The organism is Roseateles sp. NT4 (assembly GCF_051857475.1).
In the GTDB taxonomy this organism is placed as follows: Bacteria; Pseudomonadota; Gammaproteobacteria; order Burkholderiales; family Burkholderiaceae_C; genus Pelomonas.
Genome location: NZ_JBPZGZ010000003.1, coordinates 813,948 through 840,339, shown reverse-complemented (window position 1 = coordinate 840,339; position 26,392 = coordinate 813,948). Strand labels below are relative to the sequence as shown.

The 26,392-nt window shown below is 69.7% G+C and carries 26 protein-coding genes; 8 read left to right on the top strand and 18 right to left on the bottom strand.

Annotated features, from left to right (window positions below):
• Positions 1-187: 187 nt before the first annotated feature.
• Positions 188-2,077, top strand: a complete 1,890-nt coding sequence (locus ACS5PN_RS22855; protein ID WP_439466308.1) for an AAA family ATPase — start codon at positions 188-190, stop codon at positions 2,075-2,077.
• Between the two features lie 12 nt (positions 2,078-2,089).
• Here ACS5PN_RS22855 and ACS5PN_RS22850 read toward each other — a convergent pair whose 3' ends face one another.
• Genes ACS5PN_RS22850 through ACS5PN_RS22840 form a run of 3 tightly spaced genes read right to left on the bottom strand, consistent with a single transcriptional unit; the run spans position 2,090 to position 5,829 of the window.
• Positions 2,090-2,368 carry a hypothetical protein gene (locus tag ACS5PN_RS22850; RefSeq protein WP_439466307.1) on the bottom strand — a complete coding sequence of 93 codons (279 nt, stop codon included), beginning with the start codon at positions 2,366-2,368 and terminating at the stop codon, positions 2,090-2,092.
• Positions 2,369-2,428: 60 nt separating this feature from the next.
• The gene (ligD, locus tag ACS5PN_RS22845; protein WP_439466306.1) at positions 2,429-4,921 is read right to left on the bottom strand and encodes a DNA ligase D; all 2,493 of its coding nucleotides are present in this window, start codon (positions 4,919-4,921) and stop codon (positions 2,429-2,431) included.
• Positions 4,921-5,829 (bottom strand): Ku protein, encoded by a 909-nt coding sequence (locus ACS5PN_RS22840; protein WP_439466305.1) that lies wholly within the window; start codon positions 5,827-5,829, stop codon positions 4,921-4,923. Before ACS5PN_RS22840 ends, ligD begins: the two co-directional genes overlap by 1 nt.
• A 95-nt stretch (positions 5,830-5,924) precedes the next feature.
• Between ACS5PN_RS22840 and ACS5PN_RS22835 the strand changes: the two genes are divergently transcribed.
• Positions 5,925-6,629, top strand: coding sequence for a D-glycero-alpha-D-manno-heptose-1,7-bisphosphate 7-phosphatase (locus ACS5PN_RS22835; protein WP_439466304.1), 705 nt, complete (start codon positions 5,925-5,927; stop codon positions 6,627-6,629).
• 99 nt (positions 6,630-6,728) lie between these two features.
• Here ACS5PN_RS22835 and ACS5PN_RS22830 read toward each other — a convergent pair whose 3' ends face one another.
• Together ACS5PN_RS22830 and rpoN are read right to left on the bottom strand one after the other, a co-directional pair.
• Complete coding sequence (locus ACS5PN_RS22830; protein WP_439466303.1) at positions 6,729-6,920, bottom strand: CsbD family protein; 192 nt, start codon at positions 6,918-6,920, stop codon at positions 6,729-6,731.
• Positions 6,921-7,280: 360 nt separating this feature from the next.
• A complete protein-coding gene (gene rpoN, locus ACS5PN_RS22825) occupies positions 7,281-8,792 on the bottom strand; it encodes an RNA polymerase factor sigma-54 (protein ID WP_439466302.1) in 1,512 nt (503 codons plus the stop codon).
• A gap of 390 nt (positions 8,793-9,182) precedes the next feature.
• Between rpoN and ACS5PN_RS22820 the strand changes: the two genes are divergently transcribed.
• Both ACS5PN_RS22820 and ACS5PN_RS22815 read left to right on the top strand, forming a co-directional pair.
• On the top strand, positions 9,183-11,435 hold the full coding sequence (locus tag ACS5PN_RS22820; RefSeq protein ID WP_439466301.1) for an ATP-binding protein: 2,253 nt from the start codon (positions 9,183-9,185) through the stop codon (positions 11,433-11,435).
• Positions 11,436-11,529: 94 nt separating this feature from the next.
• Positions 11,530-11,982, top strand: coding sequence for a PA2169 family four-helix-bundle protein (locus ACS5PN_RS22815; RefSeq protein ID WP_439466300.1), 453 nt, complete (start codon positions 11,530-11,532; stop codon positions 11,980-11,982).
• Between the two features lie 237 nt (positions 11,983-12,219).
• Here ACS5PN_RS22815 and ACS5PN_RS22810 read toward each other — a convergent pair whose 3' ends face one another.
• The 6 genes from ACS5PN_RS22810 to ACS5PN_RS22785 all read right to left on the bottom strand — a co-directional run bounded on the left by ACS5PN_RS22810 (position 12,220) and on the right by ACS5PN_RS22785 (position 15,980).
• Positions 12,220-12,627: a hypothetical protein gene (locus ACS5PN_RS22810; RefSeq protein WP_439466299.1), complete on the bottom strand. Its 408-nt coding sequence runs from the start codon at positions 12,625-12,627 to the stop codon at positions 12,220-12,222.
• 77 nt (positions 12,628-12,704) lie between these two features.
• Positions 12,705-13,577 carry a lipocalin family protein gene (locus tag ACS5PN_RS22805; protein WP_439466298.1) on the bottom strand — a complete coding sequence of 291 codons (873 nt, stop codon included), beginning with the start codon at positions 13,575-13,577 and terminating at the stop codon, positions 12,705-12,707.
• Positions 13,555-13,947 carry a phage holin family protein gene (locus ACS5PN_RS22800; protein WP_439466297.1) on the bottom strand — a complete coding sequence of 131 codons (393 nt, stop codon included), beginning with the start codon at positions 13,945-13,947 and terminating at the stop codon, positions 13,555-13,557. The genes ACS5PN_RS22805 and ACS5PN_RS22800 overlap by 23 nt, the downstream gene beginning before the upstream one ends.
• A 67-nt stretch (positions 13,948-14,014) precedes the next feature.
• Complete coding sequence (locus ACS5PN_RS22795) at positions 14,015-14,404, bottom strand: DUF883 family protein (RefSeq protein WP_439466296.1); 390 nt, start codon at positions 14,402-14,404, stop codon at positions 14,015-14,017.
• Between the two features lie 95 nt (positions 14,405-14,499).
• On the bottom strand, positions 14,500-15,471 hold the full coding sequence (locus tag ACS5PN_RS22790) for an SDR family oxidoreductase (protein WP_439466295.1): 972 nt from the start codon (positions 15,469-15,471) through the stop codon (positions 14,500-14,502).
• On the bottom strand, positions 15,471-15,980 hold the full coding sequence (locus ACS5PN_RS22785; protein ID WP_439466294.1) for a hypothetical protein: 510 nt from the start codon (positions 15,978-15,980) through the stop codon (positions 15,471-15,473). Before ACS5PN_RS22785 ends, ACS5PN_RS22790 begins: the two co-directional genes overlap by 1 nt.
• Before the next feature lie 102 nt (positions 15,981-16,082).
• Between ACS5PN_RS22785 and ACS5PN_RS22780 the strand changes: the two genes are divergently transcribed.
• Positions 16,083-16,529 carry a response regulator gene (locus ACS5PN_RS22780; RefSeq protein WP_439466293.1) on the top strand — a complete coding sequence of 149 codons (447 nt, stop codon included), beginning with the start codon at positions 16,083-16,085 and terminating at the stop codon, positions 16,527-16,529.
• Positions 16,530-16,539: 10 nt separating this feature from the next.
• Here the strand turns inward: ACS5PN_RS22780 and ACS5PN_RS22775 are convergent, their stop codons facing one another.
• Genes ACS5PN_RS22775 through ACS5PN_RS22765 form a run of 3 tightly spaced genes read right to left on the bottom strand, consistent with a single transcriptional unit; the run spans position 16,540 to position 19,960 of the window.
• Positions 16,540-17,658, bottom strand: coding sequence for a zinc-binding metallopeptidase family protein (locus ACS5PN_RS22775; RefSeq protein ID WP_439466292.1), 1,119 nt, complete (start codon positions 17,656-17,658; stop codon positions 16,540-16,542).
• An 18-nt stretch (positions 17,659-17,676) separates the two neighbouring features.
• Complete coding sequence (locus ACS5PN_RS22770) at positions 17,677-18,849, bottom strand: glycosyltransferase family 4 protein (protein WP_439466291.1); 1,173 nt, start codon at positions 18,847-18,849, stop codon at positions 17,677-17,679.
• 55 nt (positions 18,850-18,904) lie between these two features.
• A complete protein-coding gene (locus tag ACS5PN_RS22765) occupies positions 18,905-19,960 on the bottom strand; it encodes a DNA topoisomerase IB (RefSeq protein WP_439466290.1) in 1,056 nt (351 codons plus the stop codon).
• 53 nt (positions 19,961-20,013) lie between these two features.
• Between ACS5PN_RS22765 and ACS5PN_RS22760 the strand changes: the two genes are divergently transcribed.
• On the top strand, positions 20,014-21,210 hold the full coding sequence (locus ACS5PN_RS22760) for a glycosyltransferase (protein WP_439466289.1): 1,197 nt from the start codon (positions 20,014-20,016) through the stop codon (positions 21,208-21,210).
• Here ACS5PN_RS22760 and ACS5PN_RS22755 read toward each other — a convergent pair.
• The 3 genes from ACS5PN_RS22755 to ACS5PN_RS22745 form a co-directional block, all read right to left on the bottom strand.
• On the bottom strand, positions 21,126-21,716 hold the full coding sequence (locus tag ACS5PN_RS22755; RefSeq protein ID WP_439466288.1) for a hypothetical protein: 591 nt from the start codon (positions 21,714-21,716) through the stop codon (positions 21,126-21,128). The genes ACS5PN_RS22760 and ACS5PN_RS22755 overlap by 85 nt on opposite strands.
• Positions 21,683-21,886: a hypothetical protein gene (locus tag ACS5PN_RS22750; protein WP_439466287.1), complete on the bottom strand. Its 204-nt coding sequence runs from the start codon at positions 21,884-21,886 to the stop codon at positions 21,683-21,685. The genes ACS5PN_RS22755 and ACS5PN_RS22750 overlap by 34 nt, the downstream gene beginning before the upstream one ends.
• Positions 21,887-21,950: 64 nt before the next feature.
• The gene (locus tag ACS5PN_RS22745) at positions 21,951-23,429 is read right to left on the bottom strand and encodes a sigma-54-dependent transcriptional regulator (RefSeq protein ID WP_439466286.1); all 1,479 of its coding nucleotides are present in this window, start codon (positions 23,427-23,429) and stop codon (positions 21,951-21,953) included.
• Positions 23,430-23,782: 353 nt separating this feature from the next.
• Between ACS5PN_RS22745 and ACS5PN_RS22740 the strand changes: the two genes are divergently transcribed.
• A complete protein-coding gene (locus ACS5PN_RS22740) occupies positions 23,783-25,207 on the top strand; it encodes a phospholipase D-like domain-containing protein (protein WP_439466285.1) in 1,425 nt (474 codons plus the stop codon).
• Between the two features lie 57 nt (positions 25,208-25,264).
• Complete coding sequence (locus ACS5PN_RS22735) at positions 25,265-25,759, top strand: hypothetical protein (RefSeq protein WP_439466284.1); 495 nt, start codon at positions 25,265-25,267, stop codon at positions 25,757-25,759.
• Here ACS5PN_RS22735 and ACS5PN_RS22730 read toward each other — a convergent pair.
• Positions 25,702-26,388, bottom strand: coding sequence for an N-acyl amino acid synthase FeeM domain-containing protein (locus ACS5PN_RS22730; protein ID WP_439466283.1), 687 nt, complete (start codon positions 26,386-26,388; stop codon positions 25,702-25,704). The two genes, ACS5PN_RS22735 and ACS5PN_RS22730, sit on opposite strands and share 58 nt — an antisense overlap.
• Between the last annotated feature and the right edge of the window lie 4 nt (positions 26,389-26,392).

Genomic DNA, 26,392 nt, shown 5'->3' with positions numbered 1-26,392 from the left:
ATGCCGGCGATTGTCACGGCCGGGCGGCGGTCGGCCGCCCGCGGTGGGCCAGGCAATATGTCTCACTTGAGACGGGTGTTGCAAATTGCCCGACCCCAGCCGCGGCCAAGCCTCGATAACGCACGCACGGCGCGGGCGCCGGGCCGCTAGTCTGCCCGGACTGCAGTTCCCGATATCGCCCTCACACATGGACAGCGCCAGCAACACCCCTTCGTCCGGCTTGCGTCAGAAACTCATCATTGCCGCCATCGTGGCCACCGCGCTGCTGGCCGTGCTCGGCCTGTCGACGCTGCACGAGCGCACGGCCAGCGAGGTTCAGGCGCGCAAGAACGCGACGGCCCTGGCCTTCGAGAAGGCGCCCGAACAATGGCTGGCTCACCCGCGCGAAGCCTCGGAATTCGAGCGCGCCCTGCAGGCCAAGGACGTCGCCGCCGTCGGCGTCAGCGGCAGCCTGGTGCTCTACACCGACCGCGCGGGCCACTTCTTCAGCACGCGGCTGATCGACTGCGGCCTGGGCTGCAAGCATGAGACCGGCGCCCGGTTGGGCGAACTCAGCGTGGCCCAGGGCTTTGCGCTGACCGACATCGACGTGGACGCCCGCACCGGCGGCCAGCGCCTGTTCCAGTCCCTGGAGCGCGTGGCCGGTGTGCTGGGTCCCATCCTGCTGTTGCTGCTGGTGGCCGGGCCGCTGGTCTATCTGCAGATGCGCGGGTCACTCGGCCAACGCACCCGCCTCGCCGAGAAATCCCGCACCCGTTTCGATGACGTCATCGGCGCCGAGGAAGCCAAGAAGGCCCTGCGCCGCGTGGCCGCCTTCATGAAGGATCCCAAGCAGTACGCCGCCGTCGGCGCCAAGGCCCCGCGCGGCGTGCTGCTCGACGGCCCGCCCGGCACCGGCAAAACCCTGCTGGCCAAGGCCCTGGCCGGCGAATGCGGCGCCAGCTTCATCAGCGTGGACGGCTCCTATTTCAGCTCCATGTTCTATGGCGCCGGCATCGGCAAGGTGAAGGAGCTGTTCAAGAAGGCCCGCGAGTCGGCGCCCTGCATCATCTTCATCGACGAGATCGACGGCATCGGCAAGCGCAGCAACGGCAAGGAAGCCGGCACGGGCGGCGGCGAGCAGGAACAGAACCGCATCATCAACCGCCTGCTGGTGGAGATGGATGGCTTCTCCGCGCTGCACAACGTCGTCGTCATCGGCGCCACCAACCATGTCGACAACGTCGACGAGGCCATGCGCCGCCCGGGCCGCTTCGACCTCATCGTGCGCACCGCCCTGCCCACCGTGCCGGAACGCGAGCAGCTGTTCGGCCTCTACCTGGGCCAGACCAAGGCGGCGGACGGCATCGACCTGGCCTCCATCGCCCGCACCGCTGCCGGCATGTCGCCGGCCGACATCGCCAACTGCGTCAACCGCGCCGCCGCCTATGCAGCCGAGGCCGGCGAGACGCTGGTCAGCCAGGAGCGCGTCTACCAGTCGCTGGAAACCCACCAGCTTGGTGGCGAGGTCAGCAATACCAAGGACCTCATCACGCCCGAAACCCTGCGCCGCATCGCCTTCCACGAGTCTGGCCATGCCCTGGTGGCCCATGTGCTGGAGGCCGGCAGCGTCGAGCGCGTCAGCATCGAGCCACGCGGCCCGGCCCTGGGCGTGACCTATGTGGCCCGCGCCAACGAGGAACCGTTGTACGGCGAGCGCGAGCTGCGCGGCCGCCTGGCCATGATGCTGGCCGGCCGCGAGGCCGAGCTGATCGCCTTCGGCAATGCTTCCTCGGGCGCCGCCGACGACCTCAAGCGCGCCTCCGAACTGGCCACCAACATGGTCGGCTCACTGGGTTTCGGCAAGACCTTCGGCCTGCTCAGCATGGCCGGCGTGCCGCGCGAGCTGATCGGGCCCGACGTGCAGAAATCGGTGCTCGACGAAGCCCGCGCCCTGCTGGAGAGCGCCCAGGCCGAGTGCCGCCGCGTACTGGAGGAAAAACGCGACCGACTCGACACGCTGACCGAGATGCTGCTCGGCCATGAAACCGTCAGCGGCGCGCCGCTGAAGCGCGTGCTGGCCGGCGAGCCGGCCTGACCGACGGCGCTCTCAGGCCGCCAGTGCTGCGGGCCGTGAGGGCGCCGTGGCGCGTCCGACGGACGCCTGGCCTCGGCCGCGCAGCTGACGCCTGTCGGGCGTGGACTGCCAGCCCACCAACAGCGCGGCGATATCGGGCAGGCTGTCCACGTCCACGTCCATCAGGACGGCTTTGGGCAGGAGTTCCACCACCCTGGCGCCACAGGCCGTGGCGATGGTGCCGGCGTTTCGCACACTCTCGCGGTCTGCGGCATTGTTGAAGAAGACATAGCGCGCCATCGATGTCGACATGGGCCACCCGGTTCTGAGCTGAACGTAACTGGTGGCAAACGGCGTGCCCAGACGCGTCAGTCAGCGCTGTGGCGGCAAGCGCTTCACGGTCTGGCGGCTTTTCCAGAAATCGGCCCAGGGATCCACTTTCTGCAGTGACAAGTGGTCACGCGCTGTCTTCACCGTCCATTGCGCACCACCCTTCACCTCGGCCAATTGGTCCCAGGCCACCGGCATGGAGACGCCCAGGCCCGGCCGGGCACGCGCCGAGAAGGCCGCCACCGTCGTCTGGCCTTCGCCGTTGCGCAGATAGTCGATGAAGATTTTGCCGACACGATTGCTGGGCCCGCTCTTGGCGACAAAGCGCTGCGGGATGGCGCGCGCCATGTGGGCGACGACCGCGCGGGCAAAGTCCTTCGCCTGGGCGTTGTCGATCTTGGGTTTCAGCGGCACCACCACATGCAGGCCCTTGCCGCCACTGGTCTTGAGCCAGCTGCGCAGGCCCAGTTCCTCCAGCATGGTGCGGGTCAGCAGGGCCGCTTCCTGCAAATGCGCCCAGGGTACGCCCTCGCCGGGGTCCAGGTCGAAGACGATGCGATCCGGCTGGTCGATGTGGGCGGTGGTCGTGTTCCAGGTGTGGAACTCGACGACATTCATCTGCGCTGCCGACACCAGGCCTTCTACCGAATCGACGACCAGCAGCGGTTCATGCCCGGGCCACAGGTCGGCATCGAGCTGGCGGATGCCGGGCATGGGCGTCTCGGCATGCTTCTGGAAGAACAGCTGGCCCGCAATGCCACGCGGCGCGCGCACCAGGGATACCGGCCGTTCGCGCAGATGCGGCAGCAGCCAGTCGGCCACGCTCTCGTAGTAACGCGCCAGGTCGAGCTTGGTGACGCCCGATGCGGCATCGATGACCCGCTCCGGATGGGAGACCTTGGGCGCGGGCTTGGTGGCCGCTGCCGTCACGGCCTGCTCCCGCGTGATGGCGCTGGCCGGCTTGTCCTCGCGGACACCGCGAAAGCTGGCGTGCCGGATATGGCCGTCGGCCGTCCATTCGCCAAAGGCAATCTCGACCACCAGCTTGGGCCGCACCCAGCGCTCCTGCCCGCGCGAACGACCGCCGCGCCGGCTGGGCGGCGGCGCCTCGGGGGCCACGGCCGGCTTGGCCGTCTCCAGCTTCACGAGCTGCTTGTGCAGGGCCTTGCCCTGGACGGATGACCAGCCTGTGCCGACGGCGCCGGCATGCCGCAGCCGCCCCTGCCCGTCGTGATAGCCCAGCAGCAGCGCACCGACCTCGCCCGGCGAGTTGCTGCGGTCGGTGAAGCCGAGCACGACGAACTCCTGGCGGCGCTGGCATTTCAGCTTCAGCCAGCTGTCGCTTCGCCGGTTCACATAGGGCGAGTCGGCCCGTTTCAGGATGACGCCTTCCAGGCCGATGCGGCAGGCGGCGTCCAGCACCTCGGCCGGTCCCGCCGGGAAAGCCTCGCTGAAGCGGATGCGCGGGCCTTCGTGGCCCTTCAGCAGTTTCTGCAGCACGGCGCGGCGGCTTTGCAGCGGCACGGCGCGCAGGTCGCGGTCGCCAAGGAAAGGCAGGTCGAAGAGATAGAAGACGATGTCCTCGTTGCGCGCGCCATCAATGGCGTCCTGCAGGCGGCCGAAGTCAGGCACGCCGGCCTCGTTCAGCACGACGATCTCGCCGTCCAGCCAGGCCCTGGCGATGCCGAGCTGCTCGACCTCGGCGGCCAGATGCCTGAGCTTGGCCGTCCAGTCATGGCCGTTGCGCGTGATCAGCCTGGCCTTGCCGGCCGACAGGCGCACCAGCATGCGATAGCCGTCGAACTTGTTCTCGACCACCCAGTCGACGCCAGGCGGCACGGCGGTCGCCAGCGTCGCCAGCTGCGGCTCCAGCGTCCTGGGCAGGGCCGCCTTGACGGCCTTGGCGAGGTCGGGCGTCGCCGGCGTCTCGCCGCGGCCCTCGCGCGCTTCGATCAGGCCCAGCGGCGTTTCGACGACGCTGTCCGGCAGCGCCGTCACGACGTCGTACTCGCTGCTCGGCCGCGCCCAGGCATCGCCCTTCTTCTTCAGCAGCAGCCACGCCTCCTGCTTGTCGCCCGGCTTGGCGATGCGCACCAGCTCCCACAGGCCGGCCAGCTTCTCGCCGTGCAGCTGGAAGATCAGCTTGCCCTGCTTCAGCCCCTCGTGCGGATCGCCAACCGGCGTCCATTCGCCACGGTCCCAGATGATGACGCGGCCGGCGCCGTAATGGCCCTTGGGGATGTCGCCTTCGAACCGGTTGTAGCTGACCGGGTGGTCTTCCACGCGCACGGCCATGTGCTTGACCTTCGGGTCATAGCTCGGCCCCTTGGGCACGGCCCAGCTCAGCATCACGCCGTCCAGCTCGAGGCGGAAGTCGTAATGCAGGCGCGAGGCCCAGTGCTTCTGGATGACAAAGGCCAGGGCCTTGGCCTTCTTGCGGCCGACACGACCCTGGGGCTCGGCGGTGCCGCTGAAATCACGCTTGGCGTTGTAGCGCGCCAGCGGTACTTCGGCGGCCGGCCGGGCTCTGGCCATCAGCGCTGAGCGCGTGCACGCTTGGGCGCGGGCTCGCTCTCGGTTCGTTTGGCCGCGGCCTTCTTGCGCGCCGGCAGCGGCGTGACTTTGGCGGAAGTCTTGGTGCCGGTCTTGGCCGACGGCGCCTTGCCCAGGCTCGCACGCAGGGCATCCATCAGGTCAATGACCTGGCCGCCGCCCACCGGACCATGCTCCTCGCGCGAGGAGGTGACGATCTTCTTGCCCTTGACCTTCTCCTCGATCGCCGCGAGCACCCTCTCCTTCTCCTCGTCGTGGAACTGTTCGGGGTCGAAGCTGTCCGCGGCGATCTGGCCCACCAGCTGCAGGGCCAGCTGCAGCTCAGGCTTGGAGACGGCGGTCTTGGGGATCTCCAGCGCAGCCAACGACCTCACCTCGGCCGAGTAGCGCAGCTGCTGCAGGATCAGGCCGTCCTCGTTGGCCCGCACCTGGGCCACGTACTGCTTGGCCTTCCAGGGCCATTTGGCCAGAGCGCAGCGGCCGGACTGGCGCAGGGCCTCTGCCAGCAGGGCATAAGGCTTCTCGCCGCGCTTGTCGGGGGCCAGCAGATAGCTCTTGTCGTAGTACAGCGGGTCGATGGATTCCAGCGGCACGAAGCTGACGATCTGGATGACATGGCTGCTGCCCTCTTCCAGCTCCTTGAGCTCGTCGGGCGTGAAGAGGACGAACTGGTTGTCCTCGATCTCATAGCCCTTGACCATGTCCTTGCGCTCGACGACCTTGCGGGTGCGCTCGTTGACGTACTGCTGCTTGAGCCGCGAGCCGTCCTTGTCCAGCAGGTTGAAGCGGATGTCGGCCCCGGACTCGGTCGCCGAATACAAGCGCACGGGCACGTTGACGAGTCCGAAACTCAGGGTCAGAGAGGCAATGGAGCGGGTCGAGGTCGCCATGGGGGTCTCCTGTTCAGCCCCTCAGGGCAACCGCCATGCCCGCAGCGGGCACGCCGATTGCTCCAGCCCACCTCCTGGCACTCACCGCTCCGGCCATGCCCTTCATGTCCCACGACCCGTTCAGCCTTCTGTCGATGCATGACCTGCCGCAGCGATCCGTCGTCCGCCCCCCGCAGCGCCCCGCCCTCTTCCTCGACATGGATGGCAGCCTCGTGGAGAACCTGTCCCACGACACCGATCCGCTGCAACTGCGCTTCATGCCGGGGGTCGGCGAAGCGCTGGCGCGCCTGCAGGCGGCGGGCCTCGCCCTGGTCGTCGTCACCAACCAGAGCGGGCTGGCGCACGGTCGCTTCACGCGGGCCGAGTTCGCGCGCCTGCAGCAGGTGCTGCTGCAGCGCCTGCTGCACGACCACGCCGTGCGCGTCGACGGCGTCGAGGTCTGCCCCCATGCGCCGGACAGCGAAGGGCGGCCCGCCTGCCTGTGCCGCATGCCGGCGCCAGGCATGCTGATCCGTGCCGCCCACCGCCATGGGCTGGACCTGAAGCGCTCCTGGATGGTGGGAAACACGCTGGACGACGTCGAGGCCGGCCATCGCGCCGGCGCGGGTGGCCTGCTGCTGGACAGCGGCGCCGAGACCGCCTGGCGCCGCTCGCCGCTGCGCGAGCCCGATGCGCGCTTCTTCGACTGGCCCAATCTGGCGACCTACGTCGGGAAGCTGGCGGGCAGCCCTGCGGCCGTGCCGGCGGAATGGCTGCCGCGACCGCAGGCCAGCTACACGGCCGCTGTGCCGGCGGCCTGAACGCGGCGTCAGCATCTGCGGCTGGGCGTCGGCACGGTGGGTTTACAAAAAAAGCCGCCGGGCGCAACGGCCCGGCGGCTTGACCTGGCGCGAGGATGATCAGATCTTGCGGTTGTCGCGAGTGTCCCTGACGGCCTCGCGCACGTCGCCGACGGCCTTCTGGGCCTTGCCTTCCACCTGGGTGGCGGCACCCTTGACTTGCTGCTCGGTGCTGCCGATGGCTTCACCCAGCTTGCGTTGCGCCTTGCCGGCGACGTCCTTGATGCTGCCCTTGATTTGGTCGCTGTTCATGATGTGCTCCTTTGCGATGACCCCTCATGGCGACTTGCCTAGGGAATGCCGTCAGGTTAAGCGTTAGGCCTTCTGCGCAGCACCGGCCCAGGCCTTGTCTTCGGGTGGGTCCAGTCCTACGGGTTGGCCGCGTCCGCTCTTCCTACGCACGCGCCGCGTCTCGTCCGCTGTCCCGCCCTTGCGGCCAGGTCCATGCTCCTCCTACCCTCAACTCACAGGAGAACATCATGGGCAAATACCTCCTCGCCTGGCTGCTCGGCGTTCCGGGCATCGTGCTGCTGCTGGTGTATCTGTTCTTCCACTGACGCACAGGCCCGCGGCCCGGCGCCTTGCCGGGCCACGGGCTTCTTGGCCGCTTTTTCAGGCCACGCGCCGACGCCGGTCCACGGCGTCGATCTTCAGCATCTGGCGATATTTGGTGACGGTGCGGCGCGCCACAACCAGACCCTGCTGCGCCAGTTGGCGGGTGATCTCGGCATCAGACAGCGGCGCATCCGCGCTCTCTGCCTCGATGATGTCCTTGACCAAACCACGGATGGCCGTGCCCGAGCAGGCGCTGCCGTTGGCGCTGATCATGGCGCGGCTGAAAAAGTACTTCAGCTCCAGCACGCCGACCGGCGTGGCCATGTACTTGTTGTTGGTCACGCGTGAGACGGTGCTCTCGTGGATGCCGACTTCCTCCGCAATCTCCTTCAGCCCCAGCGGCTTCATGGCCATCGCGCCGTAGTCAAGGAAGTTGTGCTGGCGCCTGACGATGGCCTCGGCCACGTCCAGGATGGTGGAGAAACGCTGCTCGACATTGCGCAGCGTCCAGCGCGCCTCCTGCAGATGGGCGCCCAGTTCGCTGTTGGCCGCCGTGCGGTGGCGCTGGAACAGGTTGGCGTAGACCTGGTTCAGCCTGACCTTGGGCACGATGGCCGGGTTGAGCTGCACCGTCCACTGGCCCCTCACCTTCTTCACGATGACGTCGGGCACCACATAGGCGACATGCGACGAGCCGAAGCGCCAGCCAGGTCGCGGGTCGAGGCGGCGGATGCGGTCACAGACGGCCTCCACGCGCGCTGGCGCTTCGCCCAGCTGCCGGGCCAGCGTGGCGACGTCGCGCGCCGCCAGCGCTGACAGATGCTGGGTGATGATGGTCTGGGCCAGCTGGCGCGTGTCGGGGCAGTCGATGCCAGGCAGTTGCAGCAGCAGGCATTCGCCCACGTCGCGTGCCGCCACGCCCGCAGGGTCCAGCGATTGCACCAGCTTGAGCGCGAACTGCATCTCCTGCAGCTCGGGCTGGGGATCCAGCCCCGCGACACCAACCAGCTCATCCAGCGGCGTGCGCAGATAGCCATCGTCATCCAGCGATTCGACGATGGTGCGCGCCAGCGCCAGGTCGCGCTCGGACAGCGGCAGCACATTGAGCTGTCCGTGCAGATGCGTCGTCAGCGAGGTCTCGACGGCCATCATGTCCAACGCGCTGAGTTCGCCGTCCTCGGCCCGGCGCTGGCCGCTGCCGTCGGCGGCCCAGAGGTCGCGGTCGCTGTTTTCCTCGTTGACGGCGGTGACGTCCACGTCGGCCGGCACCGCTGACATGTCGGCATCCGCTTCCGTCACGGCGGCATCGGCATCGTCCATCAGGCCGGACAGGCTCGACAGCTCGGGCGCGCTGCCGGCCGCGCCAGCTTCGGCCAGCGGCATCGCACCATCATCACCTTCGGGGATGTCCCCGTCCTCGGCCTCGAGGAAGGGGTTGCGGCCCAGGGTGTCGCGCAGCATGGCCGCGAAGTCCAGCGACGACATCTGCAGCAGGCGCACGGCGTGCTGCAGTCGCGGTGACAGGGTCTGGGTTTGCCGGTGGTCGGCTCTGAGATCCATGGAGGGCACTTGGATTCCTCTTGCGGGGTCGGGAGCGCGCTCTATCGCTGCAGCGCGGCAGGGGCCAAACCTTCACAACGCAACGTCCGTGCCGGGAACGGTGTTTTCCATGCATCCGGACACACAACCGCGTTTCTCCTTGTTCGACAAGGGTTTGCGTTGGCATTTCCGCAGGGTGGCGACGCGAGCCGGACCTGCGGCTTGCAGAATTTACCGATCCCGTGTGTGGCGGCGGGCAAATTCGGTAAAGCCTGCCATGCCCGCCCTGCGATTCGGGCTCGCCGGCAGGCCTGGCAAGGCGCGCCCCTTGCCCGAGATGGGCAAAGACATTTCTGTGGCCGGGGACGGGTCAGGCGCTATGGTTGCGGCCGCGCCGTCGCGCCCCGCCCCATCCCCGTCATGCCGGTCACCATCCGCTCCCGTCTGCTGCTGCTCGTGCTGTCCATCCTGCTGCCCGGCATGCTGGGCGTTGCCTGGCTCATCGGCAGCACCTACGAGGCCGAGCGCGACGCCCACGAGCGCAATCTGCGCGACACGGCCCGCGCCCTGTCCATGCTGGTCGACGGCGAGCTCTCGCGGCGCGCCGCCATCGCCCATGTGCTGGCCCAGGCCCCGGCGCTGGATGGCCCCGAACCGCTGGACGAAGACCGGCGCCTGGCCTTCGAGCGCCTGGCGCGGCGTGCCATGCAGGGGCTGGACGGCTGGGTGGAGCTGCGAGCGCCGGGCCGGGTACTGCTGAGCACGCGCCTGCCCGAAGGCAGCATTGGTGAAGCTGCCGGCCCGCCGGCGCTCAGCGCCAGCGCCGTCATGCTGCCCCTGCAGGTCCTCGCACCGACCGCTGCTGGCCAGCCCGAGGAACTGCACGCCGCCTGGGTGGAGCCTGTGACACGCGGCGGCGGCCTGCTCTACAACCTTGTCATCACCGTGAGGCCTTCGGAGCTGCAGCGCATCGTGCAGGCCCAGGCGCCTCACCCCGGCTGGATCGGCACCGTCATGGACAGCAGCGGGCGTCTCGTGGCGCGGCTGCCCGGAGGCGCGGATTTCGTGGGCCGCGAGGGCAGTGCCGAGTTGCGCCAGCGCATGGCAATTGCCCGCGAAGGGGCCTTCCAGTCGACTTCGCTGGATGGCGTGGCGACCGCCGGCTACTACAGCACATCACCGCTGGGCTGGAGCTATGTCAGCGCCATGCCGCGCGAGGAATTCGCCGGCCGCATGCCCCGCGCCGTGCAGCGCGTGGCCATCGGTGCGCTGGTGTTGCTGGGCCTGGCCCTGGGCGGTGCCGTCTGGGTGTCACGCCGCATCGAGCGGCCCATCGGTTCGCTCAAGCGCCTGGCCCAGGACCTGCAAGCTGGCCGGCCCGTGGTGGCCGAACCCACCGGCATGACCGAGGCCGACGAAGTGGCCGAGGCGCTCGCGTCGGCCGGCCAGAGCATGGCCAGCGCGCGCGCCGAGCTGGAGCGCAGCGTGGCCCAGGCGGTGGAGCGCACCCGCCAGGTCGAGCAAAAGGGCGCCCAGAGCCAGCGCATCGTCGCGCTGGGCCGTCTGACTGGCGGCGTGGCCCACGAGTTCAACAACCTGCTGGGCGTCATCAGCAACAGCATGCACCTGATGCAGCGCCATGCCAGCGCCGCAGACCTGCAGGGACCGCTGAGCGCCACGCAGCGCTCGGTCGACAAGGGCAGCCAGCTGACCCAGCATCTGCTGCGCTTCGCCGGCAAGCGCCCGGTGCGCGTGCAGACCCTGTCGATGGCGCGCTACCTGCCCGAGGTGCAGGAGCTGATGCGCAGCGTGCTGGGCCGGCGCATCGAGATCAAGGTGAAGGTGGCACCAGACGTCTGGCCCGTGCGGGTGGACGTCAACGAGCTGGACCTGGCCCTCGTCAACCTGGCGCTGAACGCCCACGACGCCATGCCCGCGGGCGGCGAGCTGCGGCTGCGGGCCGGCAATGCGGACGACGCCGACAAGGAGGGCCTGCAGAACCTGGCTCCCGGCGACTACGTGCTGCTGACCGTCAGCGACGACGGCATGGGGCTGGACCCCTCCCTGGTCGAGCATGCCTTCGAGCCCTTCTTCACGACCAAGGGCGTGGGCCAGGGCAGCGGCCTGGGTCTGAGCCAGGTCCACGGCTTCGCCACCCAGGCCGGGGGCACGGCGCGCCTGGCCAGCACGCCGGGCGTGGGCACGACGGTGTCGCTGCTGCTGCCGGTGGCCAACGATGCGCAGGAGGCCCAGAAGCCGCCTCCCGCCGACACCCCGTTGCAGAGCATTGCCGGCAGCACCGTGCTGCTGGTCGAAGACGATGTGTCGCTGGGCGACGTGACGGCTGCGCTGCTGATGGCCCATGGTGTGCGTGTGCTGCGCGCCAGCGAGCCCAGTGCCGCCCTGCTGCAACTGGACGGCGGCGCCGCGGTCGACGTGGTGCTGAGTGACGTCGTCATGCCCGGCAGCATGGATGGCGTCGCGCTGGCCCGCCTGCTGCGCGATCAGCGCCCGCAGCTGCCGGTGGTGCTGATCACCGGCTTCAACAACACGGCTGTCGGCGACAGCGAGTTTGTCGTGCTGCGCAAGCCCTGCGCGCCCGCCGAACTGCTGACCGCGCTGCGCTCGGCCATCACGACCGCCCGCGCCACCCACGCGCCACCGCTGGCCTGACGAGCGCGGGCACGCGGAATGCCCTTGACCGGACTGGACGCCCGCCGGCTGCGGCCGGGCGGTGCGCCTTCATTGAACCGCGAAAGGACATGCCATGAGCAACGACGACATCATCGACACGCTGAACGACCTCATCGAAACCTCCAAGGATGGTGAGTACGGCTTTCACGCCTCGGCGGAATACCTGAAGGATCCGTCCACCAAGCAGTCCTTCGAGCGTCGCGCCGAGGAATGCCGCCAAGCTGCTGCCGAGCTGCAGTCCCTGGTCGTTCGCCTGGGTGGCAAGGCCGAGGACAGCGGCACGGCCGCCGGCGCCATGCACCGCGGCTGGGTGGCGGTGAAGGGCACGCTGGCCGGCTACACCGACAAGGCCATCCTGGAGGAGACCGAGCGCGGTGAAGACAGCGCGATGAAGGCCTACCGCGAGGCCCTCGAGCAAGCCCTGCCGCCCGATGTGCGCCTGGTGGTGGAGCGCCAATACGAAGGCGTCAAGCGCAACCACCTGCAGGTGCGCACGCTGCGCGACCAGGCCCGCGCCGCTGTTTAAGGAGCCCCTCGCCCAGTCCCACGCCGCTGTACGCGGGTGGGCCTGGTCGGTCTTGCAGACCGCGCAGCCGACGGAGCGGCTTCCCTTCGGCAGGCACGACAAGTCCACAGGACTTGCCGTGTCCGGCCTCAGCCCCGAGGGGACGGCGATGCTTGCCGTATCGACCGGCAAACATCGCCAGAGCGGACCGGCTAGGGAACCGCCCGGCGCTCGGTCCGCAGGAAACGAAACGCTGCCCTAGCTTCGGCCGGGGCGATGTGAGGATTCGGCATCGGCATCGCCGGGCCGTTCCTCGCCTTCTTCATCCTCAAGACTCGTGGCCGTGTCGACGGCATCGAGCAGGTCGTCCAGATCCTCGCCCTCACCCGGCGTGAAGACGCGATCCACGCCGATGTCCGCGCCATCGCGCACACCCGCCTCGCCTTCGCTGGCCGCCAGGGACTCGCCCAGCGGCAGCGGTGACGCCTGGTCGTCGCGCAAGGCCACGTCCACCGGCAGGCCCGGGTCGCTGGCATCGTCATCACTGTCCAGACCGGCCACATCACTGCCGGTATCCGAGCTGTCGCCCGGTCCCAGCGTGGCCTTGTCGCGACCAGCGGGCTCGGCAGGGGCGGAATCGACTCCAAGCAGACTGCTGCGTGCCATGAGAACCTCCAGCGATGAAACGCGGGACGGCCCCGCAGGATGCTTGAGGCAAGGCATGTTCCGCCCCGGCACCAAGCTCACGGGTTGTCGTAGCTGCGCAGCGCCTCCACCGCGAAGCCATGTTCACGGGCCATCTGCGTCAGGGCCTGGCGGCGCTCGTCCGCCAGCGACGGCCGGCGCGACAGCAGCCACAGCGTGTCTCGCGCGGCGCTGCCGATCAGCGCCTCGTCGTAGGCCTCATCGACATGCAGCACGCCCTGCTCGTCCCAGGCCAGCGGCAGCCAGCGCAGGGCCTCGGGCCAATGGCTGATCCTGAACCGTCCGCCGTGGCTGCCCTGCACTGCTTCCACCAGCGCCTCGCTGCCATGGGTGCCGCTCGCATCGATGCGGCGCTGCAGCAGATCCAGCCTGCCATCGTCACGCGGCAGCAGGCCGATCTCGGGGGCCTGGCTGGCCGGTTGGCCATGCGCCGCCAGCTCGCCGACGATGAACCAGCGGCCGCTGAGCCGCTTCAGGTCGACGTCGGCGACGGTCGCCAGCGGCTCGTCCCGACGCCCACCCAGCAGGCGCTCGACCAGGGGCAGGCCCAGGGTCAAGAAGCTGCCAGCCGTGGCGGGGCTGACACGCTGGCGCCAGCGCTCGGGCAGCAGCGGCCAGGCCAGGCCAATCAGCTGCATCCAGGGCAGGCGCGCCAGCAGCGGCGCGCCGCCCGACGTAGGGGGCGCGGGCGGTGCGGGCCGGCGCCACAGCGCGGCCAGGGCCGCCACGGTGAGCAGGCCGGCGCCGACCGGCGGCAACCACTGCCGAGGACTGAGGCGGTCGCGCAACTGACCGCTCAGGCTGGCAACGTCGCGGCGCAGCCTGTCCTCGCGGGCGATCAGCCGCTGCTCGACCGCCAGGATGCGCGCATCGATATCGCCCTTCATCTCAGCGCGCGACGGAGCGTTCATGGTGGCCTTCCTCGGGCAAGGGCCCGGGCTCGGGATCGGGTGCGACCATCAGATGCCGGCGCGTGGCCGGCAGCTTCAGCATCGGCAACAGGGAGCGCACGCGCAGCAGGGCCGCGACGATGGCCAGCACATTGACCGCGATGGCCACCAGCAGGGCGACCGCCCATGGCATGCCCGCCGTCACCAGCAGCCTGACGATGGCGGCCCACATCGCCAGCCACGCGGTCACGCCCAGCACGGCCACGGCCACCAGCAGGGCGACGATCTGGGCCAGGGCCTGCAGCGCGCGGTGCAACTCCAGCGACAGCAGCTCCACGCGGTCGCTGACGAGGCCGGGCAGCTCACGCCACAGGGCCTGCAGCTGCGCCATCACGGACGCAGCTGCAGGGTGCGGTTCAGGCCCGGGCAAGCCGGGCTCGGGGTCGATCAAGGCCGCCTCAGCGCGCAAGGCGGGCGATGAGCACGCCGACGGCCAGGGCCGTGGCAACGGCGGCCAGCGGATGCTCGCGCACCGTGTTGCGCAGGCTCTCGGCCCATTCGTCGCCCAGCTCGCGCGCGTCGCTGGCGCGCTGGCTCAAGGCCTCGCCGGCGGCCTGCACGCCGTCCTGCACGCGCTGCACGGCGGGCGCAGCAGTTTCGGCCATGCGATCGATGGCGCTGTGTGCGCCCTGCACGACGCGGTTCAGCACGTCGTGGCCGACGGCGGCGCCCTTGTCGACAGCATCACCCGCCTTGGTGGCCGCGTCGTTGATGGCGGTCGCGGCCGGCGCCGGTGTCGCGGGCGAAACCGAAGAGGTGGGGAAAGGGGAGTTGGCAGTGGTGGTCATGGTGGTTCTCGGGTGGGGTGAATCGGAAAGAGGTTCAGCGCGTTGCGCTGCGGCGGTTGGCGGCAGAACTTGCGGCAGGCCTTGCTGACGCCGGCCTAGATGGCGCCAACGCTGCCGGTCACCGGGAGCACGATGCCGGTGATGTAGCCGGCGCAGGCTGGTGAGGCGAGGAAGACATAGGCCGGCGACAGCTCCTCGGGCTGGGCCGCGCGCTTCATGTCGGTCTGCTTGCCGAATTCGGCCACCTTGTCGGCCGGCGCATCGGCCGGATTCAAAGGCGTCCAGACCGGCCCCGGCGCCACCGCATTGACGCGGATGCCGCGTTCGAGCAGGTTGCTGGCCAGCGACTTGGTCAGCGCATGGATGGCGCCCTTGGTGGCCGAGTAGTCGAGCAGTTTGGCGCTGCCCTTGAGGCCGGTCACCGAGCCGGTATTGATGATGGAAGCCCCGCGCTTCAGATGCGGCAGCACGGCGCGGGCCATGCGCAGATAGCCGCCGATATTGGTGTTCAGCGTCTCCATCATGCGCTCGTCGTCGATGTCCTCCAGCGAAGCGGCATGCTCCTGGAAGGCGGCGTTGTTGACGAGGACGTCGATCCTGCCGAAACGCGCAATGACCTGGGCCACGGCGCTGTCGCACCAGGCACTGCTCTTCACGTCGCCCTGCAGCAGCAGGCATTGACGGCCCTCGGCCTCGATGCAGCGCCGCGTCTCTTCGGCGTCCTCGGTCGACGAGTGATAGGCCACCGCCACGTCGGCGCCCTCACGCGCGAAAAGCACGGCCACGGCGCGGCCGATGCCGGAGTCGGCGCCCGTGATGAGGGCGACGAAGTCCTGCAGCTTGGCACTGCCGCGGTAGTCCGGCGCCATGAAGCGCGGTGCCAGCTCCAGGTCAGCCTCGCGGCCGGGTTTCTGCAGGTGCTGGGCCGGCAGGTTCTCGGGCTGCTCGCGCGCCCCGGCCTGAACGGCGCCGCCGTCGTCGGGCTTCGCGGCTTGGGCGGCGTCGGCCTGGTCCTGGCGTTTCTGGATGCCGCGCTGGGTCCCGAGCGTCTTGTCGGTAGCGCTCATCACGACCCCTTCTTCATGGCGGCGGCTTCGGTCTCCTTGCCCGAAGGCGTCTGCGCATCCAGGCCGCGGTCGGGCGACTCGGCCACCTGGGCGATGTCGCCCGGGCGTTCGATGAGCTCCTCGATGATGAAGTGGCCGTAATGCTGGGCCCGCTCAGCGCCGCAGCGGCGCGCCACCTCGGCCACTTCGGTCGCCTGGTCGTCGTTGCCCACCTTGACCACCAGCCAGTGGTAGCCCTTGGCGGCCAGGGCCCGGTGGGCCAGCACCAGGTTCATCTCCTGACCCACCGCGGCAATCGGGCTGGCATGGGCAATGTCGACGTCGATCTGGTTCAGCATCTCGCGATCGCTGTAGTGGTGCACGGCGGCATCGTCGAGGCCGAGGTCGGCCATCGCCTGGCCGGCGCGGGCGGCCTGCCCGGCCTCGGGAAATGAAATGACGACATGCCCGACGGGTTTGAAGACGCCGAAGCTGCGCGGTGCGTCGGTGGTGGCGGCAGAAGTGGTCATGGCAAAGGTCGGGTTGGCGAAGAGCCTGTGTCTGGCAATAGCGGTGCCTGCATACGCGGGCACGCCGATTGCCGTTCGCCGCTGCTCACCTTCGGAGGATCCATGCCCACCCCAGCCCGCCGACCCGTTCTCTATGTGGAGGACCATCCGGTCAATGCGCTGCTGATGGCCGCCATCCTGGAGAGACGACCCGAACTGGAGCTCGTCATCGCCGCCAATGGCGAAGAGGCGATGTGCCTGGCTGCCGGGCTGCGGCCCACGCTGCTGCTGCTCGACCTGGGCCTGCCCGACTGCCACGGCAGCCGCCTGCTGGGCCTGCTGCGCGCCCTGCCCGGCTGTGAATCGGCGCCAGCGGTGGCTGTGACCGCCGACACCCAGTTCCCCGTTGCGGACTGGGGCTTCTGCGACCTCTGGCCCAAGCCGCTGGACGTCGACGAGGTGTTGAACCGGCTGGACATGCTGGCGGGCACGCACCCCTCGCCAGCGCCGCCCCTGCCTGAGCTGCGCGGCCCATCGATGCCTGCTGCCCTCGCGCCGCTGGGGCGCTGAGCCGCGCGACCTAGGCAGGCGCTCCCGCGGCCTGCACGATGCGGTGCACCAGGTGCAGTTTGCGCACCGCCGGCATCGACAGCACGAAGGGATAGAAGTCCGACACGCCCATGCTGCGCGACAGCTCATTGAGCACGCCGGTCAGCTCCATCCAGCTGTTGATCAGCTGCAGGAAGTCGGCATCGGCCACCAGCTCGCCGTCGAAGCGCTCGTAGCTGAGTTCCACGCGCTCCCCGTCCAGGCCGAAGCTGCGCGCCGTGTCCAGCGTGTCGACCAGATGCAGATAGTGGGCCCAGGTCTCGGCCCAGTCCTCCCAGGGATGGGTGCTGGCATAGGCGCTGACGAAGCGCTGGCCCCAGTCGGCCGGTGCACCGTTGGCGTAATGACGTTGCAGCGCCTGCGCATAGTCCTCCCGCTCGTCGCCGAACAGCTCGCGAAACGGTTGCAGCCAGTCCGTGGGTTCGACGAGGCGCTGCCAGTAGTAGTGGCCGGTCTCATGGCGCAGATGGCCCAGCAGCGTGCGGTAGGGCTCGCCGAGCTCGTGGCGCCGCGCTTCGCGGTTGGCGTCGTCGGCTTCGGAGACATCCAGCGTGATGACGCCGTCGGCATGCCCCGTGACGACCGCCGGCCCCTCGGCCGGTGCCAGCAGCAGGTCGAAGGCCAGGCCGTGCTCCACGTCTTCCGACTTGGACAGCACCGGCAGTTTCAGGCCGATCAGCGACGACACCAGGCGGCGCTTGGCCTGCTCGATGCGGCACCACCACAGACCGGCATCGGGCTGGGACAGATCCGGCACCGTGCGCGTCAACCGGCAGCAGCGGCACAGCGTGAGGCCAGCCAGCATCTCGGTGGCATCCAGCAGCCAGTTGCAGGCGGCGGCACTGTCCAGGTTGGCGCAGCGGGCATAGCGCGGCGCCCGCCGCGCCGGCACGCCGGCTTCGCGCCAGGTTCCGCCGCGAACCGGTTCCAGCGCCAGCAGCTGGCCGCGCAGCGCGGCATAACCCAGCGGCCGGTGGCAGGCCAGGCACTCGCTGTTGCGGAAGAACACCGGCCGGCCGCAGGCGCAGCTGAAGGCGCGCGGCGTGGTTGGAGCCGGCAAGGCTCGCGGCGTGGCGGCAACGGGCAGCATCAGCGCAGGCCGCCGTGATCAGGCCAGCGCGGCCTGGCCCGGCATCGCCTCGGCGGCTTCGGCCAGCTGCAGCAGCTGTTGTTCGAAGCGGCGCTGCACACCGGTCCAATCGGCCTGGGTGGCGGCCAAACGGGCCTCCATGCGCATCAGGCCGTCGGGCGCGCAGGCGTCCAGGGCACGCGTGGCGGCATCCAGGAAGGCATCGGCCGAATCCAGGCCCTCACAGGGCGGGGCCAGGCAGCCGCTGACGCCATCTCGCACATACTGGGCGGCGGCACCGCTGTCGAAGGCGGCCACGGCCAGGCCGCTGGCCATGGCCTCCAGCGTCACATTGCCGAAGGCCTCGGTCTGGCTGGGGAAGAGGAAGACGTCGGCGCTGGCGTAATGGCGGGCCAGCGCGATGCCGGTCTGCATGCCGACGAAGCGGGCACGGGGATGGGCGCGCTCCAGCGTGGCCCGCATCGGCCCGTCGCCGACCACCACCATGCGCAGGCCGGGGCGGCGCGCGCTCAGCCGCTCGAAGGTCTGCAGGGCCAGGCCGACGTTCTTCTCCGCCGCGAGCCGGCCGACATAGAGCATGACGCGATGGTCATTGCCGACGCGCCAGTCGCCGCGCAGCCGCAGGTCGCGGCGGTCGGGGGCGAAGAAGCGCGCATCGACACCACGGCCCAGCACCTGCAGGCGATCGAAGCCATGGGCCGTGAGTTCGCGCTGCAGCTCGGCGGTGGGGACGAAGTTGAGATTGGCCATGCCGTGCAGACGCTTCAGATAGGCCAGCACGATGGGCTCCATCCAGCCCAGGCCGTAGTGCCCGCAATAGGCGTGGAAATTGGTGCGGAAGTCGGCGCTGCGGGCGATGCCCTCGGCACGCGCCGCGCGCAGCGCCGACCAGGCCAGCGGGCCAGGCGTCGCCACATGCACGAGATCGGGCGGGCCGCCGTGCTCGCGCCACAGCGTTCGCAGGGCCGCCGCCGTGGCCCAGCCATAGCGCAGCCCCGGATACATCGGGATGGGACCGCCGCCGCAGCGCCATTCGAGCCTGTCGCGGCGCGGCATCTCGCCGGGCTGGCGCGGCCGGATCAACTGCACCTCGTGCCCGGATTCGCGCAGATGCCGCAGGGCGCGCTCGGACGTCAGCGACACACCGTTGATCTCGGGCGGAAAGGTCTCGGTGACAAAGGCGATGCGCACGACATTTCACTCCGGCGGGTTGCAGCCTGATGTCATGGCAAACCGGGTGCCCGCTTCAGGCGGCCCGCGAGCGCAGCAGGGCCAGCAACTGGCGTTCAGCGGCATTCAGCCCGGCCCGCGTCGCCGGCGCCGTCCAGGGCCGCGTGCGCAAGGCGGCGCGAGCCGCCTCGTCGCCCAGCACATTACCCAAAGCCAGCACGCGCGGATGGATGTAAGCCTTGCGGCAAACCGCGGGCGTGTTGCCCAGGCGCTGGGCTACCGCGGCCAGCAATTGCGGCGGGCGACAGGGCTCGGCGCCCTCGGCGCAGGCCTGCAGCGTCAGCTGCAGGGCCAGCACGCTGCCGTGCCAGGTGCGGAAATCCTTGGCCGTCACGCGCTGGCCGGCGGCCTCGGCCAGCCAGGCATTGACGTCGGCCGAATCGACAGCACGACTCTCGCCGTCATCGTCGACATAACGGAACAGCTCCTGGCCGGGCAGCTCACGGCAGCGGCGCACGATGCGGGCGACGCGGCGATCGGTCACGCTGACTGCATGGCGCACGCCGCTCTTGCCGACGAAGGACAGCCGGATGGCATCGCCCTGCACGCCGGCATGGCGGTTGCGCAGCGTGGACAGGCCATAGGAGCCGTTCTCGCGCGCATAGCTGCTGTTGCCGATGCGCAACCAGGTGGTGTCCAGCAGACGCACCAGGGTGGCCAGCACGCGTTCGCGCGTCGGCTCGCCCGGCCCGGCCAGGGCGCGCTGTACGCGTCGGCGCAGCCGCGGCAGCACGGCACCAAAACGCAGCAGGCCGTCGAACTTGGTCTGGCCGCGGCCGGCCATCCAATCGGCGTGATAGCGGTATTGCTTGCGGCCGCGCGCATCGCGACCGGTGGCCTGCAGATGGCTGTCGGCATGCGGGCTGATCCAGACCTGTTGCCAGGCCGGCGGGATGGCCAGCTTGCGGATACGCGCCAGGGTGGCCGGGTCGCGAACGACGCGGCCACGTTGGCGGTAGCGAAAGCCGTCGCCGGCGGCCTCGCGGGCGATGCCGGGAGCGTCGTCGCTGAGCCAGCGCAGCCCGGCTTGGCGCGCCTGGCGGACTTCGGGAGTGGAAGCGGATTGCGGCATGCGCACGCCCAGGCAGGCGGCGTGCCAGGCATGCCGATTGCCCCCGCCGCGCAATGCGCGTGAACTACCCCAAGCCCGAGCAGCAGGCCCAGGAGACCCTCCCCGGCCCGGTCCACCATCTGCTGGACGTGTCGATGTTCTGGGGCGCCACCGGCGGCGTACGACGCACGCTGATGGCCAAGCACGAAAGACTGCGCCCCATGGGCTGGCGCCACACCGTCATCGCGCCGGGTGCGCAGGGGCCGGGCCTGCTGGACTGCGGCGGCGTGCCGCTGCCGCGCAGCGGCGGCTATCGCGTCGTGCTGGGCCGGGGCCGGGCGTTGCGGCAGATGGAATTCGTCGCGCCCGACCTCATCGAGTCGGCCGATCCCTATGTGCTGGCCTGGGCCTCGCTGGCGGCGGCCGAGCAATTGCGTGTTCCGGCAGTCGCTTTCTGCCACAGCAGCCTGCCCGAGCTGGCAGCCCGCCTGGGTGGCGGCGCCGAGCGCTGGGCGCGCCGCTACCTGGTCAATCTCTATCGCCATTTCGATCTCGTCATGGCGCCCAGCCGCAGCATGGTCCAGCGCCTGCAGTCCTGGGGCGTGAAGCGCGTGACGCTGCAGCCGCTGGGCGTGGACTGCTCGGTCTTCACGCCCTGCGCCCAGGACGCCGCCTGGCGGGCCCAGTTCTGCGCCGACCGGGGCCTGGCGCCGGACACGCGCCTGCTCATCTACACCGGCCGCTTCGCGCGCGAGAAGCATCTGCAACTGCTGGCCGATGCCGTGGCGCTGCTGGGCCGCGGCCATGTGTTGCTGGCCGTCGGCGACGGGCCGGCACCACCGGTGGGCAATCAGGTGCGGGTGCTGCCGCCCGAGTGCGACAGCCAGCAACTGGCGCGCATGGTGGCCAGCTGCGATGCCTATGTGCATGCCGGCGACCAGGAGAGTTTCGGGCTGGGCGTGCTCGAGGCCATGGCCTGCGGCACGCCGGTCGTGGTGGCCGGTTCTGGCGGCCTGGCCGAGCTGGCGCTGGATGCCGGCCTGCTGGTGGACCGGCCGCGCGCCGGGTCCTGGGCCGAAGCCCTGGATGCCTGCCTGAGCGGCAACAACGCGGCCCAGCGCCGCGCCGCCCTGGCCCGCGCCCAGGCGCAGGACTGGCCGCGCGTGCTGGCGCAGATGACGGGGCGCTACACCGCCCTGCTCGGTCGCTCGGCCCAGCCGGCCCCGTCTGCGATGGCCTCTGCGCTGGCGCTGAACTGGCCGACGACGTAGAGCTTGCCGGACTCTTCGACGCCGCCGTGGCCTGACTGCCAAGGCCGCAGCAAGGCCTGCGTCTGGCGTTCGAGATCGCCCCAGCGCAGCGCCGCCACGTCGGCCTCGGCCAGCAGCTCGTCGAGGCTCACGAACTGCAGCTGCACCAGGCCTTCCAGCAGGGCCACGAGGGCGCGCTGCCGGTCGTCGGCCGCCTGGGCACCCAAGGCGGCCAGCCTGCGCAGCGAGTCGACCGAATCCCTGGCCTGGTCGAGGGCGGGCCAGGCCTGAGGCCGGCAGGCCGACAGCGCCGGATGCAGCACCTCGTCCTGAAGCTGGCACAACAGCTCCACACCAGAACGCAGCCGCAACAGCGCCAGCGCGGGACGGTAGCGGGCGCCATGGCGGCAGTTGTCGAACTGCTCGTTCAGCGCCTGCTGGAAGTCGGCCAGTTGCGCCAGCAGCGGCAGGCGGGTCACGACGGCCTGGGCCGTCAGCGGGAATTGCGCGAGCTCAGCAGATGCCATAGCGCAAACACCAGCGTTCCCACGGCCGCTGCGGCGATGGCCGAGCGCACCGGCTCGTCCCGCACATAACCCAGCGTACGGTCGGATGCTCTCGCGACGCGAGAGCGCACATCACTCAGCAGCGGCGCGACGGCGTCGGCTGCGTCGTGGATCAGATCGGCGTGACCCATGGCCTGTCCTTCATCGGAATGTCGGGACAGGCGGCGTGGCAATCGGCGCGCCTTGCGCTGGCCTTCAGTCCTGCGGCGTGCTCAGGTCCGTGGGCTGGGCGCCCTCGGCCGCATATTCCTTCAGGCGGTTGTACAGCGTCTTCAGGCTGATGCCGAGGACGGCGGCGGTGCGTTCCTTGTGGTGGTTGAAGTGGCGCAGCGTGGCCAGCATCAGCGCGCGCTCGGCCTGGGCCACGCTGGAACCGATGGGCAGGGTGATGAAGGGAACGTCGGCGTCCAGGCCCTGCATCTGGGGAGGCCGCGGCACCGGCGCCGGGGCGCTGACCGGGGCCGCCACCGGCAAGTCCTGCAGGGCCGGAGCGCCCCAGGCTGACGTCATCCCGGCCTCGGGGCTGCCGGGCAGCCAGGTTTCGTCGATCACTTCGCCCGGGGCCATCACATAGGCCCGCTGCACGACGTTGCGCAGCTCACGCACATTGCCCGGCCAGGGATAGCTGACCAGGGCCGCCAGCGCGGCCGACGAGAAGCGGCGCACCGCGCCCTCCTGCTCGCTGATGGCGGCCAGGAAATGATTGGCCAGCAGCGGGATGTCGGCGACGCGGTCGCGCAGCGGCGGCAGCGCAATCGGGAAGATGTTCAGGCGATACAGCAGGTCCTCGCGCAGCTTGCCTGAGGACACGGCCTGGTAGGGCAGGCGGTTGGTGGCCGCGACGATGCGCACATCGGTCTCCAGCGCCGTCGTGCTGCCCACGCGCATGAAGCGCCCGGTCTCCAGCACGCGCAGCAGCTTGACCTGCAGCTCCAGCGGCATCTCGGTGATCTCGTCCAGGAACAGGGTGCCGCCGCTGGCGCGCTCGAAGAAGCCCTGGTGCTGGCGCTCGGCGCCGGTGAAGCTGCCCTTCTCGTGGCCGAAGATCTCGCTCTCGATCAGGTTGGGGCTGATGGCCCCGCAATTGACGGCCAGGAAGGGGCGCTTGCGGCGTCGGCTGAGGTCGTGCACCGTCTGCGCGACGACCTCCTTGCCGGTGCCGGACTCGCCGGTGATGAAGACCGACACGCTGGTGCCCGCCACGCGCGAGATCTGCTCGTAGATGCGCTTCATCGGCGCGCTTCTTCCCCACAGATGTCCGAAGTGGCCCGACTCGTCCAGATTGGCGGTCAGGTCCTCCACCTCGGCCTGCAGGGCCGCCGGCTTCATGATGCGCGACAGCACGCCCTGCAGCTGCTTGAGGTTGACGGGCTTGACGAGGTAGTCGGCCGCGCCCAGGCGCAGGGCCTGCAGCGAGGTTTCCAGGCTGGCATGGCCGGTGCACAGCACCACCTCGGAGTTGGCGACCAGCTTGGGGTCGGCCAGCAGGTCCATGCCGTTGCCGTCGGGCAGGCGCAGGTCCAGCAGCAGGATGTCGGGCTGCTGCAGCGAAATCTGCCGGCGGGCGTCCCGCATGTTGTGGGCGACCGCCACGGTGAACTGCTCGCCGGCGATCAAATCGCGCAGCGAAGCGGCCGAATCATGGTCGTCATCCACCACCAGGGCATGCGGCATCGTTTCCTTCCAACGTATATGAGTGACGGGGCCAGGGCCCTCGCGGAGAAATTATTGTCAACACATTCCGCCCCGGTCTGAAAAATTTCCGCCCAGGGGTTCGTGTATCAGCCGGTAAGCCGTCGGGCACCCCCGCTGCGCCGACTGGCCGCCCACCGTACCGTTATGCCCGCGCTTCGGCAACCCTTTGTTACATGTCGCTGATCCCCGCGACATCGTGAAGCCCACTCGCCGGCCTTGCGGCAAGTTCTACCGGTCGTCTCGACAACCGAGCGGCCCGCGGCGCCGACGCCGTGCGAGGTGGGTACGCCGCTTGCCGAGAGGTCTCAGTTTGGTGCGTTCGCAAAGGCCTCATGAAGCAATCTCGCGGCTGGCAGATCGGCAGCTGGGCACGCGCCCTCGCTATGGCGTTGTCACTGGCGGGCACGGTCGCCTGCGGCACGCTGCCGGAACAGAACCGGCGGCTGGCGCCATTGCCTCCCCAGCAGGTTGCCGATCGCGTCACGATGCAGGGCCGCCAGGGCCCGGTGTCCGAGGCGGTTGAGGCCCGCGACCTGGCCCGCGTACGCGACGAAGGCAACGGCGCCCTGTTCGAGCGCCATCTAGGCGTACTTGCCGCGCAAGGCGAAGCCCAGCTGCTGCGCGGCAACACGGCCAAGCTGCTGGTGGACGGCCCCGCCACGTTCGCGGCAATGAAGGCGGCCATCGCGGCCGCGCGTCATCGGCTGCTGGTGGAGTTCTACATCGTCGAGGACGAGGGCGTTGCCGCCGAGGTGGGCGAGCTGCTGCTGCGCAAGGCCGCCGAGGGCGTCAAGGTCGCCTTCATGTATGACAGCCTGGGTTCCATGGGCACCGACAGCGCCTTTTTCGACAAGCTGCGCCAGGGTGGCATCGCCGTCTGCGCCTTCAACCCGCTGAACCCGCTGGAACGCCCGGGCCACTGGGGCGTGCTGGAACGCAACCACCGCAAGATGCTGGCAGCCGACAGCGATGTGGCCTTCACCGGCGGCATCAACCTCAGCAATGTCTACGCCGAGGGCTCCTTCGGCAGCGCCCGCCGCCAGCGCCCCCCGGAGGACGCCGACAAGCGCGGCTGGCGCGACACCCAGATCGAATTGCACGGCCCCGTCGTGTCGGCCCTGGCCGCCGTGTTCCGGGAGTCCTGGACCCGGCAGGGCTGCGAAGGCGAGCTGGCGCCGGCCCCGACGCCGCGCGTGGCGACGCCCGGCCAGCGCGTCGTCAAGCTGGTGGCGGGCGACCCGAGCGCGGGCATCAACCCGAGCTACACGGCGCTGCTGCATGCCATCGACGCCTCCCAGCGCAGCGTGCAGCTGACCATGGCCTATTTCGCCCCCGGCCCGGAGCTCATCCAGGCCTTGTGCGACGCCGCACAACGTGGCGTCGCCGTGTCACTCGTGTTGCCGGGACGCAGCGACGTGTCGCTCGTGCTGCATGCGGCGCGTTCGCGCTATGCGCAGCTGCTCGATGCGGGGGTGCAGATTCACGAGATGACGGGCTCCGTCATGCACGCCAAGACGGCCGTCGTGGACGGCGTCTATTCCAGCGTCGGCTCCAGCAATCTCGACTGGCGCAGCATCGTCGGCAACCACGAGATGGACGTCATCGTGCTGGGCGACGACTTCGGCCAGCAGATGCAGGCCCTGTTCGCCCGCGACCTGACGGTGTCGCAGCACATCGATGCGGCGCAATGGGCCAAACGCGGCCTGGGCCAGCGCCTGATGCAGGGTTTTGCCCGGCTGGTGGAGCCTCTGCTTTGAGCAGGCATCCCGTTTGCCACTGGTCTGCGGGTTTATTCAGCACCTCGGAGTCTTGCGATGACGATTGACCTCACGGGCACCTCTTCCATGAACGACACCGGCCAGGTGGCGGCGGCCGGACGTTTCCTGAACGACATGCGCCTGGAACGCGCGCGCCGGCCCGGCGGCAGCAGCACCGGCCGGCTGATGCGCCGCAGCCGCACACGCACGGCCGGCATCCGCTTTGAATGGGTGACACGCACCATCGGTCCGGTGCTGCGCGTCGTGGCCACCTGGACTGACCGCCACGGCCAGCCCCACCACACCTCTTTCTCGGTGCAATGCAACGGCCTGGAAGGCGCGCTGGACCGCGCCATCGCCGCGCGCTGCTCCTGCGGCGCGCCGCCGCCTGACCGCGAGGACCTGCTCAAGCGGCTGCAAGAGGAATTTGCGACGGCACCGCTGGCCGCCAGCCTGCTCGCCGGCATGGCGCCGGGCAGGACGCTACTGACCGCTCAGGGCAACTTGGCCAGCATGGCCGCCTCGGTGGCCTCGTCCCAGGCCAACGGGTAAAGGCAGCGGGCCTGGGTCAGCAGCTCGGGCCGGCCGCCCCACAGGGCGATCTGCTCGCGCACCGTTGCCAGGTCGATGCTCATCAGCACGGCCGGCGCGTTCACACGCGGGTTGTGGCGGGCCGTCGTGTAGGGCAGCAGGCCCAGATAGCGGCGGTAGAAGGCGACGTGGCGCGGGTTGACCTCGATGATGAGGCGCTCGCAGCGCGCCTTGCGGTGGGCATGCAGATAGCCCAGGTGAAAGATCTGGGCCAGCACGCGCTTGGCGTTGTGGGAATGGCGGTCCACGGCCAGGCTGCCAAATTCGCAGAGCTTGACGCCGGCGCCGCGCCATTCGGCCAGCTCTTCCTCGAACAGCTTGTCGGCATGCAGCCCGCCCTTGCCGTCGAAGCGCACCGACAGCGTGCCGACGATCTGCTCGCCGTTGCGGGCCGTGCAGACGATGTCGCCGTCCTCGTTGCGACTGCTGAAGCGCTCCTTCGAGACGGCCAGGCCGCGGTCACCGTAGCGGCGCTCGACGAGGTCGTAGGCGTCCCCATCCAGCGAACCGAAATCGCTGTCCAACTCCAGCGGCGGGCCGCCGTTGGGGTTCAGCGGCGTGCGGCGGCTTTCTTCAAAGGTGGGGATCATCAAC

Bases quoted from the DNA above. Each gene is read 5' to 3' on its own strand.
- ACS5PN_RS22855 (WP_439466308.1), top strand. From the start codon at position 188: ATGGACAGCGCCAGCAACACCCCTTCGTCCGGCTTGCGTCAGAAACTC.
- ACS5PN_RS22850 (WP_439466307.1), bottom strand. From the start codon at position 2,368: ATGTCGACATCGATGGCGCGCTATGTCTTCTTCAACAATGCCGCAGAC.
- ligD (WP_439466306.1), bottom strand. From the start codon at position 4,921: ATGGCCAGAGCCCGGCCGGCCGCCGAAGTACCGCTGGCGCGCTACAAC.
- ACS5PN_RS22840 (WP_439466305.1), bottom strand. From the start codon at position 5,829: ATGGCGACCTCGACCCGCTCCATTGCCTCTCTGACCCTGAGTTTCGGA.
- ACS5PN_RS22835 (WP_439466304.1), top strand. From the start codon at position 5,925: ATGCCCTTCATGTCCCACGACCCGTTCAGCCTTCTGTCGATGCATGAC.
- ACS5PN_RS22830 (WP_439466303.1), bottom strand. From the start codon at position 6,920: ATGAACAGCGACCAAATCAAGGGCAGCATCAAGGACGTCGCCGGCAAG.
- ACS5PN_RS22820 (WP_439466301.1), top strand. From the start codon at position 9,183: ATGCCGGTCACCATCCGCTCCCGTCTGCTGCTGCTCGTGCTGTCCATC.
- ACS5PN_RS22815 (WP_439466300.1), top strand. From the start codon at position 11,530: ATGAGCAACGACGACATCATCGACACGCTGAACGACCTCATCGAAACC.
- ACS5PN_RS22810 (WP_439466299.1), bottom strand. From the start codon at position 12,627: ATGGCACGCAGCAGTCTGCTTGGAGTCGATTCCGCCCCTGCCGAGCCC.
- ACS5PN_RS22805 (WP_439466298.1), bottom strand. From the start codon at position 13,577: ATGAACGCTCCGTCGCGCGCTGAGATGAAGGGCGATATCGATGCGCGC.
- ACS5PN_RS22800 (WP_439466297.1), bottom strand. From the start codon at position 13,947: ATGGCGCAGCTGCAGGCCCTGTGGCGTGAGCTGCCCGGCCTCGTCAGC.
- ACS5PN_RS22795 (WP_439466296.1), bottom strand. From the start codon at position 14,404: ATGACCACCACTGCCAACTCCCCTTTCCCCACCTCTTCGGTTTCGCCC.
- ACS5PN_RS22790 (WP_439466295.1), bottom strand. From the start codon at position 15,471: ATGAGCGCTACCGACAAGACGCTCGGGACCCAGCGCGGCATCCAGAAA.
- ACS5PN_RS22785 (WP_439466294.1), bottom strand. From the start codon at position 15,980: ATGACCACTTCTGCCGCCACCACCGACGCACCGCGCAGCTTCGGCGTC.
- ACS5PN_RS22780 (WP_439466293.1), top strand. From the start codon at position 16,083: ATGCCCACCCCAGCCCGCCGACCCGTTCTCTATGTGGAGGACCATCCG.
- ACS5PN_RS22775 (WP_439466292.1), bottom strand. From the start codon at position 17,658: ATGCTGCCCGTTGCCGCCACGCCGCGAGCCTTGCCGGCTCCAACCACG.
- ACS5PN_RS22765 (WP_439466290.1), bottom strand. From the start codon at position 19,960: ATGCCGCAATCCGCTTCCACTCCCGAAGTCCGCCAGGCGCGCCAAGCC.
- ACS5PN_RS22760 (WP_439466289.1), top strand. From the start codon at position 20,014: ATGCGCGTGAACTACCCCAAGCCCGAGCAGCAGGCCCAGGAGACCCTC.
- ACS5PN_RS22755 (WP_439466288.1), bottom strand. From the start codon at position 21,716: ATGGCATCTGCTGAGCTCGCGCAATTCCCGCTGACGGCCCAGGCCGTC.
- ACS5PN_RS22750 (WP_439466287.1), bottom strand. From the start codon at position 21,886: ATGGGTCACGCCGATCTGATCCACGACGCAGCCGACGCCGTCGCGCCG.
- ACS5PN_RS22745 (WP_439466286.1), bottom strand. From the start codon at position 23,429: ATGCCGCATGCCCTGGTGGTGGATGACGACCATGATTCGGCCGCTTCG.
- ACS5PN_RS22740 (WP_439466285.1), top strand. From the start codon at position 23,783: ATGAAGCAATCTCGCGGCTGGCAGATCGGCAGCTGGGCACGCGCCCTC.
- ACS5PN_RS22735 (WP_439466284.1), top strand. From the start codon at position 25,265: ATGACGATTGACCTCACGGGCACCTCTTCCATGAACGACACCGGCCAG.
- ACS5PN_RS22730 (WP_439466283.1), bottom strand. From the start codon at position 26,388: ATGATCCCCACCTTTGAAGAAAGCCGCCGCACGCCGCTGAACCCCAAC.